Genomic DNA, 14,860 nt, shown 5'->3' with positions numbered 1-14,860 from the left:
ACGAGGGAGATGTCGCATGCATCGTCGCACGCTGCTCGCCACCGGCCTGTCGCTGGCGGTTCCCCTGCCGGCGCTGGCGCAAGCCTATCCGTCGCAGCCGATCCGCTGGATCGTGCCGTATCCGGCCGGCGGCGGCACCGACGTGGTGGCCCGCACGCTGGCGGAAGAGATGAAGGCCGGGCTGGGCCAGCAGATCATCGTCGACAACAAGCCCGGCGCGGCCACGATCATCGGCGCCGAGGCGCTGAAGCAGTCCAAGCCCGACGGCTACACGATCGGCACCGGCGACACCAGCACGCTGTCCTCCAACCCGCACCTCTACAAGACGCTGCCCTACGATCCGGCCAAGGACTTCGTGCTGATCGGCATGATGGCGCGCTTCAACCTGCTGCTGGTCGTGCACCCGTCGGTCGAGGCCAGGACGGTGAAGGAGTTCATCGCCCTGCGCGCCGCGGCCAAGGAGCCGCTGGGCTACGCGACGCCGGGCATCGGCACGCCGCATCACCTGGCGATGGAGCTGTTCAACCAGCGCAGCGGCAGCAAGGGCCTGCACGTGCCCTACAAAGGCGCCGCGCCGGCGGTGCAGGACCTGATCGCGGGCCAGGTGCCGTCGATGTTCCTAGACCTCGCGGCCGGCATCCAGCACGTGCGCTCGGGCAAGGTGCGGGTACTGGCCGTCGCCTCGGCCAAGCGCCTGGCGGCGTTGCCCGACGTGCCGACCCTGGCCGAGGCCGGCGTCGCCGACAGCGAGGCCTACGCCCTGCAGGGCCTGGCCGCGCCGGCCGGCACGCCCAAGCCGATCGTCGAGCGCCTCAATGCCGAGCTGGTGAAAGCGGTCGGCAGCCCGACCGTGGTCAAGCGCTTCGACGAGCTGGGCGTCGAGCCGATCTCCAGCACGCCGGAGCAGTTTGCCGAGACGGTGCGCGCCGAGTCGACGAAATGGGGCGCGCTGATCAAGGAGTTGAAGATCTCGCTCGATTGAGGTCGTACGCTACGGAGGGGCCACATCTTCCTCCCCAGCTTTGCTGGGGAGGTGCCCCGAAGGGGCGGAGGGGAGCTGACGAGATCTATGTAATGAAGATCACGTGGGCTCCCCCTCCGGCCTTCGGCCACCTCCCCCAACTGCGTTGGGGGAGGGTGTCAAAAGTCCAGCGGCGCGTTGTCGACGACCTCCTTCATCACGAAGAAGGTGCGGGTCTGGCGCACGCCGGGCACCGCGATCAGCCGGCTGCCGTGCAGGCGGTTGAAATCGGCGATGTCATGCACCCGGATCTTCAGGAAGTAGTCGAAATCGCCGGCGACCAGGTGGCAGTCGAGCACCGCCGGCAGCTTGCGGATCGCGGCCTCGAAGGCGGCGAAGCTTTCCGGCGTCGAACGGTCGAGCACGACGCCGACCACCACCAGCGTGCCGCGGTTGACGCGGTCGGGCGCGATGGCGGCACGCACGCCCGTTACATAGCCGGCGTCGAACAGACGCTGCGTGCGGCGATGGCAGGTGGCGGCGCTCACGTTGACGCGCTGCGCCAGCTCGGCATTGGTCAGCCGCCCGTCCTTCTGCAGCAGGCGCAGGATCTTCAGGTCGATCCTGTCCAATTCGTCGGCCATGGAAGAACCTTCCGTATCCTGGTGCCGGCCCGAGAGATCATACCAAACTCTCCTCCTCGGCAGGTGCCAAGGGCCACGGACAGGCAATCAACCAGAGAGCACCTTTCCCGCAACCTGCGTTAGCCTCCGGTCGTTCGCGCCACAGGGAGGCATCACATGCTGGAGAAATTCGAGCGCTACAAGCTGACCTTCGGGCCGACGCCGATCGAACGGATGGCACGGCTCTCGGCCCATCTCGGCGGCGGCGTCGAGATCTTCGCCAAGCGCGAGGATTGCAACTCCGGCCTCGCCTTCGGCGGCAACAAGCTGCGCAAGCTGGAGTACATCGTGCCCGACGCCATCGCATCAGGCGCCGACACGCTGGTCTCGATCGGCGGCGTGCAATCCAACCATACGCGCATGGTGGCGGCGACGGCGGCGCGGCTGGGCATGAAATGCCGGCTGGTGCAGGAGGCCTGGGTGCCGCACGAGGACGCGGTCTACGATCGCGTCGGCAACATCCTGCTGAGCCGGGTCATGGGCGCCGAGGTCGAGCTGGTCGACGCCGGCTTCGACATCGGCATCCGGCAGAGCTGGGAGAACGCCATCGCCGACATCAAGGCCAGGGGCGGCAAGCCGTACGCGATCCCCGCCGGCGCCTCGGTGCACAAGTTCGGCGGCCTGGGCTATGTCGGCTTCGCCGAGGAGGTGCGGGCCCAGGAGCAGGATCTCGGCTTCCGGTTCGACTACGTCGTCGTCTGCACCGTCACCGGCTCGACCCATGCCGGCATGCTGGTCGGCTTCGCCAAGGACGGACGCCAGCGCCGGGTGATCGGCATCGATGCGTCGGCGACGCCGGCGCAGACCAAGGCGCAGGTGCTCGACATCGCGCGGAAGACCGCCGACCTGGTGTCGCTCGGCACGCCGGTCACTGACGACGACGTCGTGCTGATCGAGGACTATGCCTATCCCTGCTACGGCGTGCCCTCGGAAGAGACCAAGGCCGCGATCCGGCTGTGCGCGCGGCTGGAAGGCGTCATGACCGACCCGGTCTACGAGGGCAAGTCGATGCAGGCCATGATCGACCTGGTGAAGAAAGGCTATTTCCCGGCCGGCTCGAGGATCCTGTACGCCCATCTTGGTGGCGTGCCGGCGATCAACGGCTACGCCTACGCGTTCCGCAACGGCTGAGGGTGAAGGCCTCCGTCATCCCGAGCGCAGCGAGGGATCTCCCGCGACAAGGCGCACGGTGCGTCAGTCGCGGGAGATCCCTCGCTGCGCTCGGGATGACAGCTTGTCCAGGATGAAGGCTCGCAGCCTCAACGCGCGAACAGGCTGCGGGCGATGATGGTCTTCATGACCTCGATCGAGCCGCCGGCGATCTTGGTGTAGCGCGCGTCGGCGTAGGCGCGCGCGATCGGGAACTCGGTCATGTAGCCGTAGCCGCCGTGCAGCTGCAGGCACTCGTCGACCACCTCGCACTGCAGCTCCGTGGTGGTCATCTTCGCCATCGCGGCGTCGACCGAGTCGAACTTGCGCTCCAGGTGCAGCTCGATGCAGCGGTCGACCAGCACGCGCTGGGCCACGATCCTGGCCTTCATCTCGGCGATCTTGAACTGCGTGTTCTGGAACGCCGCGATCGGCTTGCCGAAGGCGTGGCGCTGCGTGACGTAGTCGATGGTCCACGCCAGCGCCGCCTCGCAGGCCGCTATCGCCTTCACCGCCTGGGTCAGGCGCTCCTGCGCCAGCTCGTTCATCAGCAGCGCGAAGCCCTGGCCCTCGGTGGCGAGGATGTTGCTCACCGGCACGCGCACCTGGTCGAAGAACAGCTCCGAGGTGTCCTGTGAGTGCATGCCGATCTTCTTGAGCTGCCGGCCGCGGCGGAAGCCCGGCCGGTCTGTCTCGACCACGATCAGGCTCATGCCCTTGGCGCCCTGCTTGGGATCGGTCTTGCAGGCGACGATCACCAGGTCGGCGGTCTGGCCGTTGGAGATGAACACCTTCTGGCCGCTGATCACGTACTCGTCGCCTTCGCGCACGGCCGTCGTGCGGATCGCCTGCAGGTCGGAGCCGGCCGAGGGCTCGGTCATGGCGATGGCGCCGATCGCCTCGCCGGTCGCCATGCGGTTGAGCCACGCCCGCTTGAGCTGCTCGCTGCCGTACTTGAGGATGTAGGGCGCGACGATGTCGGAGTGCAGGCTGAAGAACACGCCGGTGGCGCCGGCGCGCCCCAGCTCCTCCATCACAATCACGCTGTGGCGGAAGTCGCCGCCCATCCCGCCATACTCTTCCGGCACGTCGCACAGCAGCAGGCCGGCCTCCCCGGCCTTGAGCCAGACCTCGCGCGGCACCCGCGCATCCTGCTCCCATTGATAGTAGTGCGGTGCGATCTCGCGCTCGACGAAGCGGCGCGCGGTTTCGCGGAACATCTCGTGCTCGGAAGAAAAGAGCGTGCGGGGGATCATGGCGTGTCCAGGCGTATCGGTGAGAGCGACGTTCTGCGGCCTTCCGCGGCCGGCGCCAAGCGACGGATGCCGCCGGTACCGGCTCGCGAAACGATCAAGCCGCCGGCAGCAGCTTCATGCGCTGCAGGGCTGCGAACCAGGCCGCGAACATGTCCTCGGTATCCAGGCAGTCGGCAAAACCCGCCTGGCGAATCTTCACGGTGCTGACCAGGGCGGGAGGCGGCGGCAGCTCGCGGCCATGGGCGAAGCTGAAGTCGGCATAGAAGAACGAATCGCCGACGAACTGCTTCAGGGTGCCGGACCGCAAGCCATGGCGCTGCACGACCGCGGCCCATTCGGCCTCGCACGCCGGCATGTCCTGGGCCAGGCGCAGCGGGCGCGCCTCGCCGGGCGTCGTGCCGAGCGCCTGGGCGATCGCCGGCCACACATTGTGCCAGGAGAAGACGTCGCCATTGGTGACGTTGAAGGTTTCGCCCGCGGCCGCCGGGCTGGTGCCGGCCCAGTCGATGGCGCGCGCCAGCAGGTCGGCGCAGACGGCCTCGGCCAGGTAGCCGGGGCCGCCCGGCCAGTGCAGCGGCTCGCCGCGCGCCTTGAGGATCGCGGCATAGGCGCCGATGGCCGACAGCATGTTCATGGGGCTGCCCGTGCCATGACCGAAGATGATCTGCGGCCGCAGGATGGTGAACGTCCAGTCGCGGCCTTTCTGCGCCGCGCGCAGCCGGTCCTCCTGCAGCCAATAGAAGTTGGCGTGGTCGTTGCGCGGCCAGCGCTCGCGCGCCGGCACCCGGATCGGCCGCAGATGCGCGCCATAGGCCTTGGTGCCCTGCAGCAGCGTCACATGCCGCAGCGCCGGCGCCGCAACCAGCAGCGGCCGCATCAGGTTCTGCAGCATGGCGAGATTGGTCTGCATCTGCTCGGTATCGCGCCAGCCGCGGATCAGGCCGGGCTTCTCATAGAGGGCCGTGAAGACGACATGCGTGACCGCGCCCAGGCCGGCCGCGGCCGCGGCGCAGGCATCGGCATCGGTGAGGTCGAGCGGCAGGAAACGGTAGGCGCAATCGAGGTCGGGCGGGCGCCGCGACAGCGCGATGACCTGCGTGCCGGGCGCGGCGGCGAAGCGCGCAACAGCGGCGCGCCCCACGATGCCCGAAGCGCCGGCGACGAGAATAGTACGATCAACCACAATGACCCTCCGTTGCAGCAGCGCAAAGCGCCAGCCCTACTCGATCCGGATGCCGGCATCGGTGACCACCTTCTTCCAGGTAGCGCTCTCGCGGGCAATGCGGGCGGCGAGCTCGTCCGGCGTCGACGGCACGGACTCGATGCCCTGCCTCGCCAAGGCCTCGCGCACCTCGGCGGCGCGCAGCGCCTTCACGAACAGCCGATTGAGCGCCGCGACGATCGGCGGTGGCGTGCCCGCCGGGGCGACCAGGGCATACCAGTTGGTGGCGTCATAGCCGGCAAAGCCCAGCTCGGCGATCGTCGGCACATCGGGATCATAGGGTGAGCGGCGCGCGCTGGTCACGGCCAGCGACCGGATGCGGCCCTCGCGCATGAAGCCCGTGGCCGTGGGGGCGCTGGCGATCAGCGACGGGACATGGCCTGCGATCAGATCGTTCATCGCCGGGCCGCCGCCGCGATAGGGCGCGTGCGTCAGCTTGGCGCCGCTCATCGCCCGCAGCAGCTCGCCGCCGAGATGGCCGGCGCTGCCGATGCCGGAGCTGCCGTAGGTCATGCCCTCGGGCCGTTTCGCCAGGTCGAGATACTCGGCCAGCGTGCGGGCCGGCACGGACGGATGCACGACCAGCACATTGGCGAACTCGACCGCCATGCTCACGGGCGCGAGGTCGGTCTGCGGGTCGTAGCCGGCGCTCTTCATCGCGTAGGGATTGACCGCCAGCACCCCGACATTGGCCAGCATGACGGTGTAGCCGTCGGCCGGGGATCGGATCAGCTCGCGGGTGGCGACATTGCCGCCGGCGCCGGGCTTGTTATCGACCAGGACCGACGGGCCGCCGTCGCGGCCGATCTCCTGGGCCAGGATGCGGCCGACGGTGTCGCCGCCGCCGCCGGGCGCGAAGCCGACCAGGATGCGGATCTGCTTCGAAGGGAACGCCTGCGCCCGGACCGAAACCGGCGCCAGGCCGGCCATCGCGACACCCGCCAGCAACGATCGCCGATGCATGAAGCGCCTCCGCCGTGGAACCGAGGATGCGACGTGCGGACGGGAGTCATAGGCCGGCTCAGCCGGTGCTGTCGAATGCCGCGGCGATGGCGGCACGGTCGGCGCCGGCGCGCAGCAGCAGGTCCAGCAGCAGGCGCGCCTTGAGCGGCGGCAGGCGGCCGGCATAGATCAGGCCGGCGGCGCGCAGCGCGATCTCCGACCCGGATCCTTCGTAGGTGTGGCGCAGCAGCGGGCCGCCGCCGGTGCGCGATGCCACGACCACGGGCAGCTGCGCGGCCAGCATCGTGAGGCGCGCCACCATCGGCTCGGGCACATGGCCGCCGCCCATGGCGCCCACCACCACGCCGCCATAGCCCAGGTGGCGCGGGCCATCGAGCAGCGCGTCGAGCAGGGCGCCGTGCTCGCCCAGGCCGAGCCAGAGCAGCGCCACCGGCGCCGCGCCGGCGAACCGCGACGCCGGCGACGCGCCGACGATGGCGCTCACGACTGCCTTCCAGTCGCGCACCGGCTGCATCAGCGGCACCACGCGCGTCTCGGCGAGGGTGGCCACCGGCCCGGCCGACGGGCTGTGGAAGGCGTCGAGCCGGCTGGTCTGGGTCTTGGCCACCTCGAGGGCGGCATGGGCATGATCGAGCATCGCGACCAGCACGCCGACGCGGCGCGCCGTGGCCCACGGCGTCGCCGCGACGCGCACCGCCGCCAGCACGTTGCCGGGACCGTCGGCGGAGGCGAGCGCGGGATTGCGCATCGCCGCGGTCATCACCACCGGGATGTCGACGTCCAGCAGGAGGTCGAGCAGAAAGGCTGTCTCCTCCAGCGTGTCGGTGCCCTGCGTCACGACCACGCCATCGCAGGCGCCCTGCTGGACCATCGCCTCGATATGGGCCGCCAGCGCGTAGACGGCATCGAGCGTCAGGTTGCTGCTGCCGGTGCGCGCCACGGTCCGGGCCTGCACATCGGCGACGGCGTCGAGGCCCGGCACCATGCGCACCAGGTCGTCGCCGTCCAGCCCGTGCTTCATGCCGTGCTCGCCCGGCTGCGTGGCGATGGTGCCGCCCAGAGCGAGAAGATGGATGCGCCGCTTGGTCATGCGTCAGCCACTCCTGATGTATCGATTGTCATCCTACGCCATCGCATCCGTGCCTTGACGAAAATCGCATGGCAGCCGAATGACGATCCTGTATCCTGCCCGTGTCGCATGAACCATGTTCCTGCGGCATCGTTCTCAGGGCGGGGTGGAAGTCCCCACCGGCGGTATGTGCGAGCCATCGCACGAGCCCGCGAGCGCCTGCCGGCTCTGCCGGCAGGGTCAGCAGATTCGGTGCGAAGCCGAAGCCGACGGTCACAGTCCGGATGGAAGAGAACGGGAAGAGTCCGGTGCGGCGGCCGCCTGCGTGCGACCGCCTGGCCGGAGGACGCTCGTACGCCCTGATTCTGTGTTCCCTTTGGAGGACGACATGAATCAGGTCCCTCAGCAGACAATCAGCAGATCGCCCCGCATCGCCTTCGTGCAATCCTGCTGGCACAAGGACATCGTCGACCGCTGCCGCGAATCGTTCACGGCCGAGATGGTCAAGCGCGGCTTCTCCGAGGCCGACATCGAGGTCTTCGAGGTGCCCGGCGCCTTCGAGATCCCGCTGCAGGCCAAGATGCTGGCACGCACCGGCCGCTACGCCGCCATCGTCGCCTCGGGCTTCGTGGTCGACGGCGGCATCTACCGGCACGAGTTCGTCGCCGATGCGGTGATCTCCGGCCTGATGCGCGTGCAGCTCGAGACCGACGTGCCGGTGATCTCGGCCGTGCTGACGCCGCAGCGCTTCCACGAGCACGACGTGCACCATCACTTCTTCTACGAGCACTTCGTGGTCAAGGGCGCCGAGGCCGCCAACGCCTGCGCCGCGACGCTGGCGAACGTCGCGCGGGTGCAGCGCATGGCGGCGTAGCCTTCCTGATCCTCTCCACGCTTCAGCGTGGGGAGGACGTGCCGGGCGCGCATCACCTGTCATCCCGAGCGTAGCGAGGGATCTCCTGTGGATGGCGCACTGTGCGTCGTTCGCAGGAGATCCCTCGCTACGCTCGGGATGACAGAAGCGCTTCTTCTTCACTCCGCCGCGGCGGCCTTGACGCGGCCGGCGCCGAAGAGCGCGGCCGCCTGCTCGTCGGTGTAGTAGCCGCGCCTGAGGTCGCGCGCGATCGCCGCCGGATCGCGCTGGCGCGGGTCGCCGTAGCCGCCGCCTCCGGGCGTCGTGACGCGCACGACATCGCCGGGGCCGACCTCGATGTCCTGGTCCTTCGACAGGTGCGGCGGTGTGTAGGTGCGGCCGCCGGTCTCGATGCGCACGGTGTTGACGCCGCCGTCGCCGCCGCCGAGCGCGCCCTGCGGGCCGACGCGGCCGTGGTCCATCACCATGGAGACGCGCGCCTCGCCGCGGCGGATGCGGATGGCGTAGCGCACGCCCATGCCGCCGCGATGCCGGCCGGCGCCGCCGGTGCCTTCCGCCAGCGCGAACTCCTCGAACAGCACCGGGTAGTACTGCTCCGTGACCTCGACCGGCGGCATCTTGGAGATGCCGATCGTCGAGCAGCCGTTGCTCAGCCCGTCGCCCTCGAAGCTGCCGCCATAGCCGCCGCCGGTGAACAGGTACATCACATAGGAGCGGCCGCGCCTGGGGTCGTAGCCGCCGATCGCGAGGTTGCCCGAGGTGCCGGCCGGCGCCGCGAACAGCCGGTCGGGGATCGCATGGGTGAGAGCCGCGAACACCGCCTCGGCAATGCGCTGGCTGACCTCGGCGGCGCAGCCCGACACCGGCCGCGGATACCGGGCGTAGAGGAACGTGCCTTCCGGGTCGATGATCTGCAGCGGCTCGAAGGTGCCGGCGTTGATCGGCACGTCGGGGAACACATGCTTGATGGCGAGGTAGATCGCCGAGCGCGTGGTGGCGATGACGCTGTTCATCGGCCCGCGGCAGGGCGGGCTGGAGCCCGTCATGTCGAAGCCAAGCGTCTCGCCGCGCTTGGTGATCTTCATGCGGATGGTGAGCGGCTCATCGACGACGCCGTCGGAGTCCACGATCGAGCTGCCTTCGTAGACGCCGTCCGGGATCGTGGCGATCCGGGCCCGCATCTGCTGCGCCGCGCGGCGGCGCAGCTCGGCGATCGCCGCACGCACGACGTCCTCGCCGTAGCGGTCGACCAGGTCGGTCAGGCGCCGCTCGCCGGTGTCGAGCGCCGCGGCCTGCGCCTTGATGTCGCCGATGCGCTGGTCGGCGATGCGGATGTTGCTGAGGATGATGGCCAGGATCTCCTGGTCCATCACGCCTTTCTTGAAGAACTTCACCGGCGGCAGGCGCAGCCCTTCCTGCTCGACCTCGGTGGCGCTGGCCGAGAAGCCGCCCGGCACCATGCCGCCGACATCGGGCCAGTGGCCGGTGTTGGCCAGCCAGGCGAAGAGCTCGCCCCTGTAGAAGAACGGCTTCACGAAGCGCACATCCATCAGGTGCGTGCCGCCGAGATAGGGATCGTTGACGATGAAGACGTCGCCGGGATCGACGGTGCCGCCATAATGGCTCTTCACGCGCTCGATCACGGCCCGGGTCGAGTACTGCATGGTGCCCACGAACACCGGCAGGCCGAGCTCGCCCTGCGCGATCAGCGCGCCGTCGACCGTGTCGTAGATGCCGTCGGAGCGGTCCATGCCCTCGGAGATCACCGGCGAGAAGGCCGAGCGCACGAAGGCCAGGTCCATCTCGTTGCAGACCTGGTTGAGGCCGTTCTGAATCACGGCCAGCGTGACAGGATCGATGGTGGTCATGGTCTTTGCCCGACGACGTGAAGATTAACCACAGAGACACAGAGGCACAGAGACAGCACAGAGGATGAAGAGCTGCGCGCATTCGGCGCGCAATGGTGTCTTCCTCTGTGTGATCTCTGTGTCTCTGTACTACTAACCTCAAGAATCTTCGCGAGCCGCGGTGATTTGGTAGCCTTCATGGTGAGCCTGTCGAACCATGAAGGCGTCGCACGGGCGGTGGTGCGGCGCTTCATGGTTCGACAAGCTCACCATGAAGCGCTTCCTCCGCCCTTTGGGTTGCGGCCAAAGGCTGCGCTGTGCCTCTGTGGTTCATCTCTTTCATCATGCGACCTCCAGCACGAGGTTGCCGAGGGGGTCGAGCAAGACCTTGTTGCCGGGCTCGACGACGATGGTGGTGTCGAGCTGCTCGATGATGGCGGGGCCCTCGAAGCGCGCATCAAGCGGCAGGCGGTCGCGCGACAGGATCGGCGTGTCGTGCCAGCCGCCTTGCTCGAACCAGACCTGGCGCGTGCCGACCGTGGCACCGGCCACGTCCCTGGCCTTCTCGCCGCGCATCAGCGCCGCCAGGTCGATCGATGGCCGGCGGCCGATCACGGCGCTGTGCAGGTTCACCAGCACGGCCCGGATCTCCGGCAGCTCGACGCCGAAGCGCCGCCAGTAGGCAGCCTCGAAAGCGGCGCGCAGCTCGGGCACCGACACGTCGATATGCGGCAGCGGCACCGTGAGCATGTGGCTCTGGCCCTGGAACTGCATGTCGGCGAAATGCAGGCGCGTGATGCCTTCGATCGCCACGCCCTCCTGCCTCAGCGTCGCTTCGCCCTCGGTGATCTGCGCCTCGAGGATGGCGCGCACGCGTCCCTCGTCGAGCGCCGGCAGCGGCGTGTTGACGGTGCGCACATGGTCATGGCGCAGGTCGGCCACGACGCAGCCCAGCGCGTTGGTGATGCCGGGCCGCGCCGGCACCAGCACCTTGGGGATCGCCAGCTCGCGCGCCAGCGGCACGGCATGCAGCGGGCCGGCGCCGCCGAAGGCGAACAGCGCGAAGTCGCGCGGGTCGTAGCCGCGGGCCAGGGACACCAGCCGGATCGCGCCCGCCATGCGATCGTTGGCGACGCGCAGGATCGCAGCCGCGGCCGCCGCCCAGTCGAGGCCGAGCTTGTCGCCGACCTCGGCGGCGATGCGGGCGCGCACGTGATCGAGCGAGACCGGCGTGTCGACCGACAGCAGGTGGTCGGGATTGAGCCGGCCCAGCGCCAGGTTGGCATCCGTGATGGTGGGCTGCTCGCCGCCGCGGCCGTAGCAGATCGGTCCCGGCCGGGCGCCGGCGCTGTGCGGTCCGACCCGCAGCATGCCCGACGGATCGACATGCGCGATCGAGCCGCCGCCGGCGCCGATGGTGTGCACGTCGACCATGGGCACGTGGATCGGCATGCCGTACTCGAGGTCGAGCTCGCTGGAGACCTGCGGCACGCCGTCCTTGATCAGGCCGACATCGGTCGAGGTGCCGCCCATGTCGTAGGTGATCAGGTTGTCCTGACCGCAGGCGCGGCCGGTGTAGGCGGCGGCCATCACGCCCGAGGCCGGCCCGGACATCACGGTGTTGACGGCGTGCGCGGCGACCATGCCCGCGGTCACCGTGCCGCCATTGCCCTGCATCACCAGCAGGTCGCGCGCGAAGCCGCGGCCTTTCAGCTCGCCGACGAGGCGGCCGATATAGCGGTCGAGGATCGGCTGCACGGCGGTATTGATGCTGGCGGTGGTGCCGCGTTCGTACTCGCGATATTCCGACACGATCTGGTGGCCGGCGGTGACATAGGCGTTGGGCCACACGGCGCGCGCGATGTCGGCGGCGCGCAGTTCGTGCGCCGGATTGATGTAGCTGTGCAGGAAGTGGATCAGCAGCGCCTCGCAGCCGGCGTCCCGCAGGCGCTCGGCCGCCTGGCGCACCGCCGCCTCGTCGAGCGCCGTGACGACCTCGCCCTCGGCGTCCATGCGCTCGGGCACCTCCAGCCGCAGCTCGCGCGCGATGAGCGGCTCGAAGCTGCCGGTGAGGCCGTAGGATTTCGGCCGCGTGCGCCGGCCCAGCTCCAGCACGTCGCGGAAGCCCCTGGTCGTGATCAGCCCGACCCTGGCCACCTTGCGTTCCAGCAGCGCGTTGGTGGTGGTGGTGGTGCCGTGCACGACCGCCTGCAGGGCGCGCGGGTCGAGCGCCGCCGCCTCCAGAGCCGCCACGACGCCGAAGGCCTGGTTGTCGGGCGTGGTCGGCACCTTGGCCAGCGACACGGCACCGCTCTGCTGGTCGACCGCGATCAGGTCGGTGAACGTGCCGCCGACATCGACGCCGACGACGATGGAGGGCGATGAGGTCATGGTGTGCGTCCGCAATAAAACGACTGCGCTCGCGGCATCCCTTGGCGCGAAGCCCGGAAACAGCGGGAAGGGTCCCGCCTCAATACCGTCAAGGACTTAGGCTGGCGCTGACGGGCGACGCGACAGCTGCGCGAAGCTGCGGAAAGGGGGTGACGCCCGCGCCGGATCGCGTGACAACAACGATAACAATGACAACAAGTCGCTGACGCGCCGCCGCGCCATGTTGCGCTGCAACGGCAGGACTCGCGCGGCAAGACCTCAGGCATGCGTGACCTCACCCTCCACCGACGCCGATCGGGGGGCGGATATGGGAGCCGGCCAGCTGCCCGACAAGCGGAATGAAACCAGACATTTTGTTCCTCCATCCTCCCCACGCAGTGGGGAGGTGCCCCGAAGGGGCGGAGGGGAGCCGACGTGGTTTGGTAATATAGACCACGTTGGCTCCCCCTCCGGCCTTCGGCCACCTCCCCCAGCGAAGCTGGAGGAGGCAAGACTCCTCACACCGACAGGTACTGCTCGCGCACCGTGGGATCGGCGCGCAGGTCATCCATGGTCCCGGCAAAACGCACACGGCCCTTCTCGACGACCACGGCATGGTCGGCGACCAGCGACGCGAAATGCAGGTTCTGCTCCGACAGGATCACGCACAAGCCCTCGGCGCGCATGGCGCGGATGGCGGCCGCCATCTGCTCGACGATCAGCGGCGCGAGGCCCTCGGACGGCTCGTCGAGCAGCACGCAGCGCGGATTGCCCATCAGGGTGCGTGCGATGGTCAGCATCTGCTGCTCGCCACCCGACATGCGCCCGCCCGGCCGGTCCTTCATGCGGCCCAGATTGGGGAACAGCTCGAACAGCCTGGCGGGCGTCCAGGTCGGCGCGCCGGGACGCGGCTTCTGGCGCCCCACCTCCAGGTTCTCCATCACCGACAGGTCGGTGAAGATGCGCCGGTCCTCGGGCACGAAGCCCAGCCCCAGGCGCGCGATGCGATAGGGCGCCAGGCCGTCGATGCGGGCGCCGTCGAGCACGACCGCGCCCGCCGCCGGCCGCACCAGGCCCATGATCGATTTCAACGTCGTCGACTTGCCCGCGCCGTTGCGGCCCAGCAGGGCCAGCACATCGCCGGAAGATGCCGCCAGCGCCACGTCGGCCAGGATATGGGCGCGGCCGTAGTAGGCGTGCAGGCCGTCGACCTGCAGCATCGCACCGGGAGGGCCTACGTCACTGCGCATGGCCGTACATCGCGCCGGAGCCGAGATAGACGGCCTGGACCTGCGGATCGGCGCGCACCTGGTCCGGCGTGCCCGACGCGATCAGCCGGCCGCGGTCGAGCACGATCACGCGATCGGCATGGGCGAAGACCACGTCCATGTCGTGCTCGGTGAAGAGAACGGCAATGCCGCGCTCGCGCGCCAGCCGCGCCGCCAGCTCCATCAGCTGCACCCGCTCCCGGGGCGCCATGCCGGCCGTGGGCTCGTCCATCAGCAGCAGCCTGGGATCGTTGGCCAGCGCCACGGCCAGCTCGACCCGCTTGAGATCGCCGTAGGCCAGCACGCCGCAGACACGGTCGGCCTGGTCGCGCATGGCGACGCGCTCGAGCAGCGCGTCGGCCTCGGCGCGGTAGAGGCCACTGGCGCGCGCGAACATCGAGCCGATGCGCCGATGATGCGACAGCAGCGCCATCTGCACGTTCTCGCGCACCGTCATCGACACGAAGGTGGCGGTGATCTGGAAGGTGCGGCCCACCCCCAGGCGCCAGATCCGCCGCGGCGGCAGGCCCACGATGCTGCGGCCGTTGAGGCTCACGCCGCCGGCATCGGGCCGCAGCTGGCCGTTGAGCATGTTGAAGCAGGTCGACTTGCCGGCGCCGTTGGGGCCGATCAGCGCCAGCAGCTCGCCGGCCGCGACGGCGAAATCGACGCCATCGACCGCCCGCACGCCGCCAAACGACTTGGACAGCCCGCGCACGTCGAGGACGGCGGCGCTCATGCACCTCTCCCGCGAGCGGGAGAGGTCGACGGTCGCGGCAGCGACCGGACAGGCATATCGGTCGTCGGCCGATATGCCGAGGTGAGGGCCTCACGCACGGCGCCTCGTGCTGGGCCCCTCACCTTCCCATCGCTGACGCGATGGGCCCCTTCCTCTCCCGCTTGCGGGAGAGGAGACCTGAGCCCACTCATGCACCTCATCCGGCGGGTGAGGGCCTCACGCGCAGCGCCTCGTGCTGGGCCCCTCACCTTCCCATCGCTGACGCGATGGGCCCCTTCCTCTCCCGCTTGCGGGAGAGGAGACCTGAGCCCGCTCATGCACCTCATCCGGCGGGTGAGGGCCTCACGCACGGCGCCTCGTGCTGGGCCCCTCACCTTCCCATCGCTGACGCGATGGGCCCCTTCCTCTCCCGCTTGCGGGAGAGGAGACCTGAGCCCACTCATGCACCTCATCCGGCGG

General features: G+C 69.4%; 12 protein-coding genes and 1 riboswitch. Of the genes, 3 read left to right on the top strand and 9 right to left on the bottom strand.

Annotated features, from left to right (window positions below; all coding sequences use genetic code 11):
- Positions 1-16: 16 nt before the first annotated feature.
- Positions 17-982, top strand: coding sequence for a Bug family tripartite tricarboxylate transporter substrate binding protein (locus tag FHP25_RS05675; protein ID WP_147845945.1), 966 nt, complete (start codon positions 17-19; stop codon positions 980-982).
- A 158-nt stretch (positions 983-1,140) separates the two neighbouring features.
- Here FHP25_RS05675 and FHP25_RS05670 read toward each other — a convergent pair whose 3' ends face one another.
- Complete coding sequence (locus tag FHP25_RS05670) at positions 1,141-1,605, bottom strand: Lrp/AsnC family transcriptional regulator (RefSeq protein ID WP_147845944.1); 465 nt, start codon at positions 1,603-1,605, stop codon at positions 1,141-1,143.
- Positions 1,606-1,761: 156 nt separating this feature from the next.
- Between FHP25_RS05670 and FHP25_RS05665 the strand changes: the two genes are divergently transcribed.
- Positions 1,762-2,775: a 1-aminocyclopropane-1-carboxylate deaminase gene (locus FHP25_RS05665; RefSeq protein ID WP_147845943.1), complete on the top strand. Its 1,014-nt coding sequence runs from the start codon at positions 1,762-1,764 to the stop codon at positions 2,773-2,775.
- A 128-nt stretch (positions 2,776-2,903) separates the two neighbouring features.
- On the opposite strand, the gene FHP25_RS05660 is transcribed toward FHP25_RS05665, so the two are convergent.
- From FHP25_RS05660 to FHP25_RS05645, 4 genes are all read right to left on the bottom strand, one after another.
- Positions 2,904-4,013: an acyl-CoA dehydrogenase family protein gene (locus FHP25_RS05660; RefSeq protein ID WP_231712216.1), complete on the bottom strand. Its 1,110-nt coding sequence runs from the start codon at positions 4,011-4,013 to the stop codon at positions 2,904-2,906.
- Between the two features lie 130 nt (positions 4,014-4,143).
- Positions 4,144-5,232: an NAD-dependent epimerase/dehydratase family protein gene (locus tag FHP25_RS05655; RefSeq protein WP_147845941.1), complete on the bottom strand. Its 1,089-nt coding sequence runs from the start codon at positions 5,230-5,232 to the stop codon at positions 4,144-4,146.
- Positions 5,233-5,268: 36 nt separating this feature from the next.
- Positions 5,269-6,234, bottom strand: a complete 966-nt coding sequence (locus FHP25_RS05650) for a Bug family tripartite tricarboxylate transporter substrate binding protein (RefSeq protein ID WP_178133324.1) — start codon at positions 6,232-6,234, stop codon at positions 5,269-5,271.
- A gap of 58 nt (positions 6,235-6,292) precedes the next feature.
- Complete coding sequence (locus tag FHP25_RS05645; protein ID WP_147845939.1) at positions 6,293-7,324, bottom strand: asparaginase; 1,032 nt, start codon at positions 7,322-7,324, stop codon at positions 6,293-6,295.
- Between the two features lie 127 nt (positions 7,325-7,451).
- A riboswitch (FMN riboswitch) is annotated at positions 7,452-7,603 on the top strand.
- 88 nt (positions 7,604-7,691) lie between these two features.
- Between FHP25_RS05645 and FHP25_RS05640 the strand changes: the two genes are divergently transcribed.
- On the top strand, positions 7,692-8,177 hold the full coding sequence (locus FHP25_RS05640) for a 6,7-dimethyl-8-ribityllumazine synthase (RefSeq protein WP_147845938.1): 486 nt from the start codon (positions 7,692-7,694) through the stop codon (positions 8,175-8,177).
- 158 nt (positions 8,178-8,335) lie between these two features.
- Here the strand turns inward: FHP25_RS05640 and FHP25_RS05635 are convergent, their stop codons facing one another.
- From FHP25_RS05635 to FHP25_RS05620, 4 genes are all read right to left on the bottom strand, one after another.
- Positions 8,336-10,045, bottom strand: coding sequence for a hydantoinase B/oxoprolinase family protein (locus FHP25_RS05635; RefSeq protein WP_147845937.1), 1,710 nt, complete (start codon positions 10,043-10,045; stop codon positions 8,336-8,338).
- Positions 10,046-10,366: 321 nt separating this feature from the next.
- Positions 10,367-12,415 (bottom strand): hydantoinase/oxoprolinase family protein, encoded by a 2,049-nt coding sequence (locus FHP25_RS05630; RefSeq protein ID WP_147845936.1) that lies wholly within the window; start codon positions 12,413-12,415, stop codon positions 10,367-10,369.
- 497 nt (positions 12,416-12,912) lie between these two features.
- Positions 12,913-13,644, bottom strand: coding sequence for an ABC transporter ATP-binding protein (locus FHP25_RS05625; protein WP_231712214.1), 732 nt, complete (start codon positions 13,642-13,644; stop codon positions 12,913-12,915).
- Positions 13,634-14,401, bottom strand: coding sequence for an ABC transporter ATP-binding protein (locus FHP25_RS05620; protein ID WP_147845935.1), 768 nt, complete (start codon positions 14,399-14,401; stop codon positions 13,634-13,636). Before FHP25_RS05620 ends, FHP25_RS05625 begins: the two co-directional genes overlap by 11 nt.
- Positions 14,402-14,860 lie beyond the last annotated feature (459 nt).

Source organism: Vineibacter terrae (assembly GCF_008039615.1).
Taxonomy (GTDB): domain Bacteria; phylum Pseudomonadota; class Alphaproteobacteria; order Reyranellales; family Reyranellaceae; genus Vineibacter; species Vineibacter terrae.
The sequence above is the reverse complement of the archived record's forward strand: the minus strand, read 5'-3'. Positions and strand labels throughout refer to the sequence as shown.

Excerpts from the sequence above, each read along its gene's own strand:
- FHP25_RS05675 (WP_147845945.1), top strand. The coding sequence starts at position 17 with ATGCATCGTCGCACGCTGCTCGCCACCGGCCTGTCGCTGGCGGTTCCC.
- FHP25_RS05670 (WP_147845944.1), bottom strand. The coding sequence starts at position 1,605 with ATGGCCGACGAATTGGACAGGATCGACCTGAAGATCCTGCGCCTGCTG.
- FHP25_RS05665 (WP_147845943.1), top strand. The coding sequence starts at position 1,762 with ATGCTGGAGAAATTCGAGCGCTACAAGCTGACCTTCGGGCCGACGCCG.
- FHP25_RS05660 (WP_231712216.1), bottom strand. The coding sequence starts at position 4,013 with ATGTTCCGCGAAACCGCGCGCCGCTTCGTCGAGCGCGAGATCGCACCG.
- FHP25_RS05650 (WP_178133324.1), bottom strand. The coding sequence starts at position 6,234 with ATGCATCGGCGATCGTTGCTGGCGGGTGTCGCGATGGCCGGCCTGGCG.
- FHP25_RS05645 (WP_147845939.1), bottom strand. The coding sequence starts at position 7,324 with ATGACCAAGCGGCGCATCCATCTTCTCGCTCTGGGCGGCACCATCGCC.
- FHP25_RS05640 (WP_147845938.1), top strand. The coding sequence starts at position 7,692 with ATGAATCAGGTCCCTCAGCAGACAATCAGCAGATCGCCCCGCATCGCC.
- FHP25_RS05635 (WP_147845937.1), bottom strand. The coding sequence starts at position 10,045 with ATGACCACCATCGATCCTGTCACGCTGGCCGTGATTCAGAACGGCCTC.
- FHP25_RS05630 (WP_147845936.1), bottom strand. The coding sequence starts at position 12,415 with ATGACCTCATCGCCCTCCATCGTCGTCGGCGTCGATGTCGGCGGCACG.
- FHP25_RS05625 (WP_231712214.1), bottom strand. The coding sequence starts at position 13,644 with ATGCGCAGTGACGTAGGCCCTCCCGGTGCGATGCTGCAGGTCGACGGC.
- FHP25_RS05620 (WP_147845935.1), bottom strand. The coding sequence starts at position 14,401 with ATGAGCGCCGCCGTCCTCGACGTGCGCGGGCTGTCCAAGTCGTTTGGC.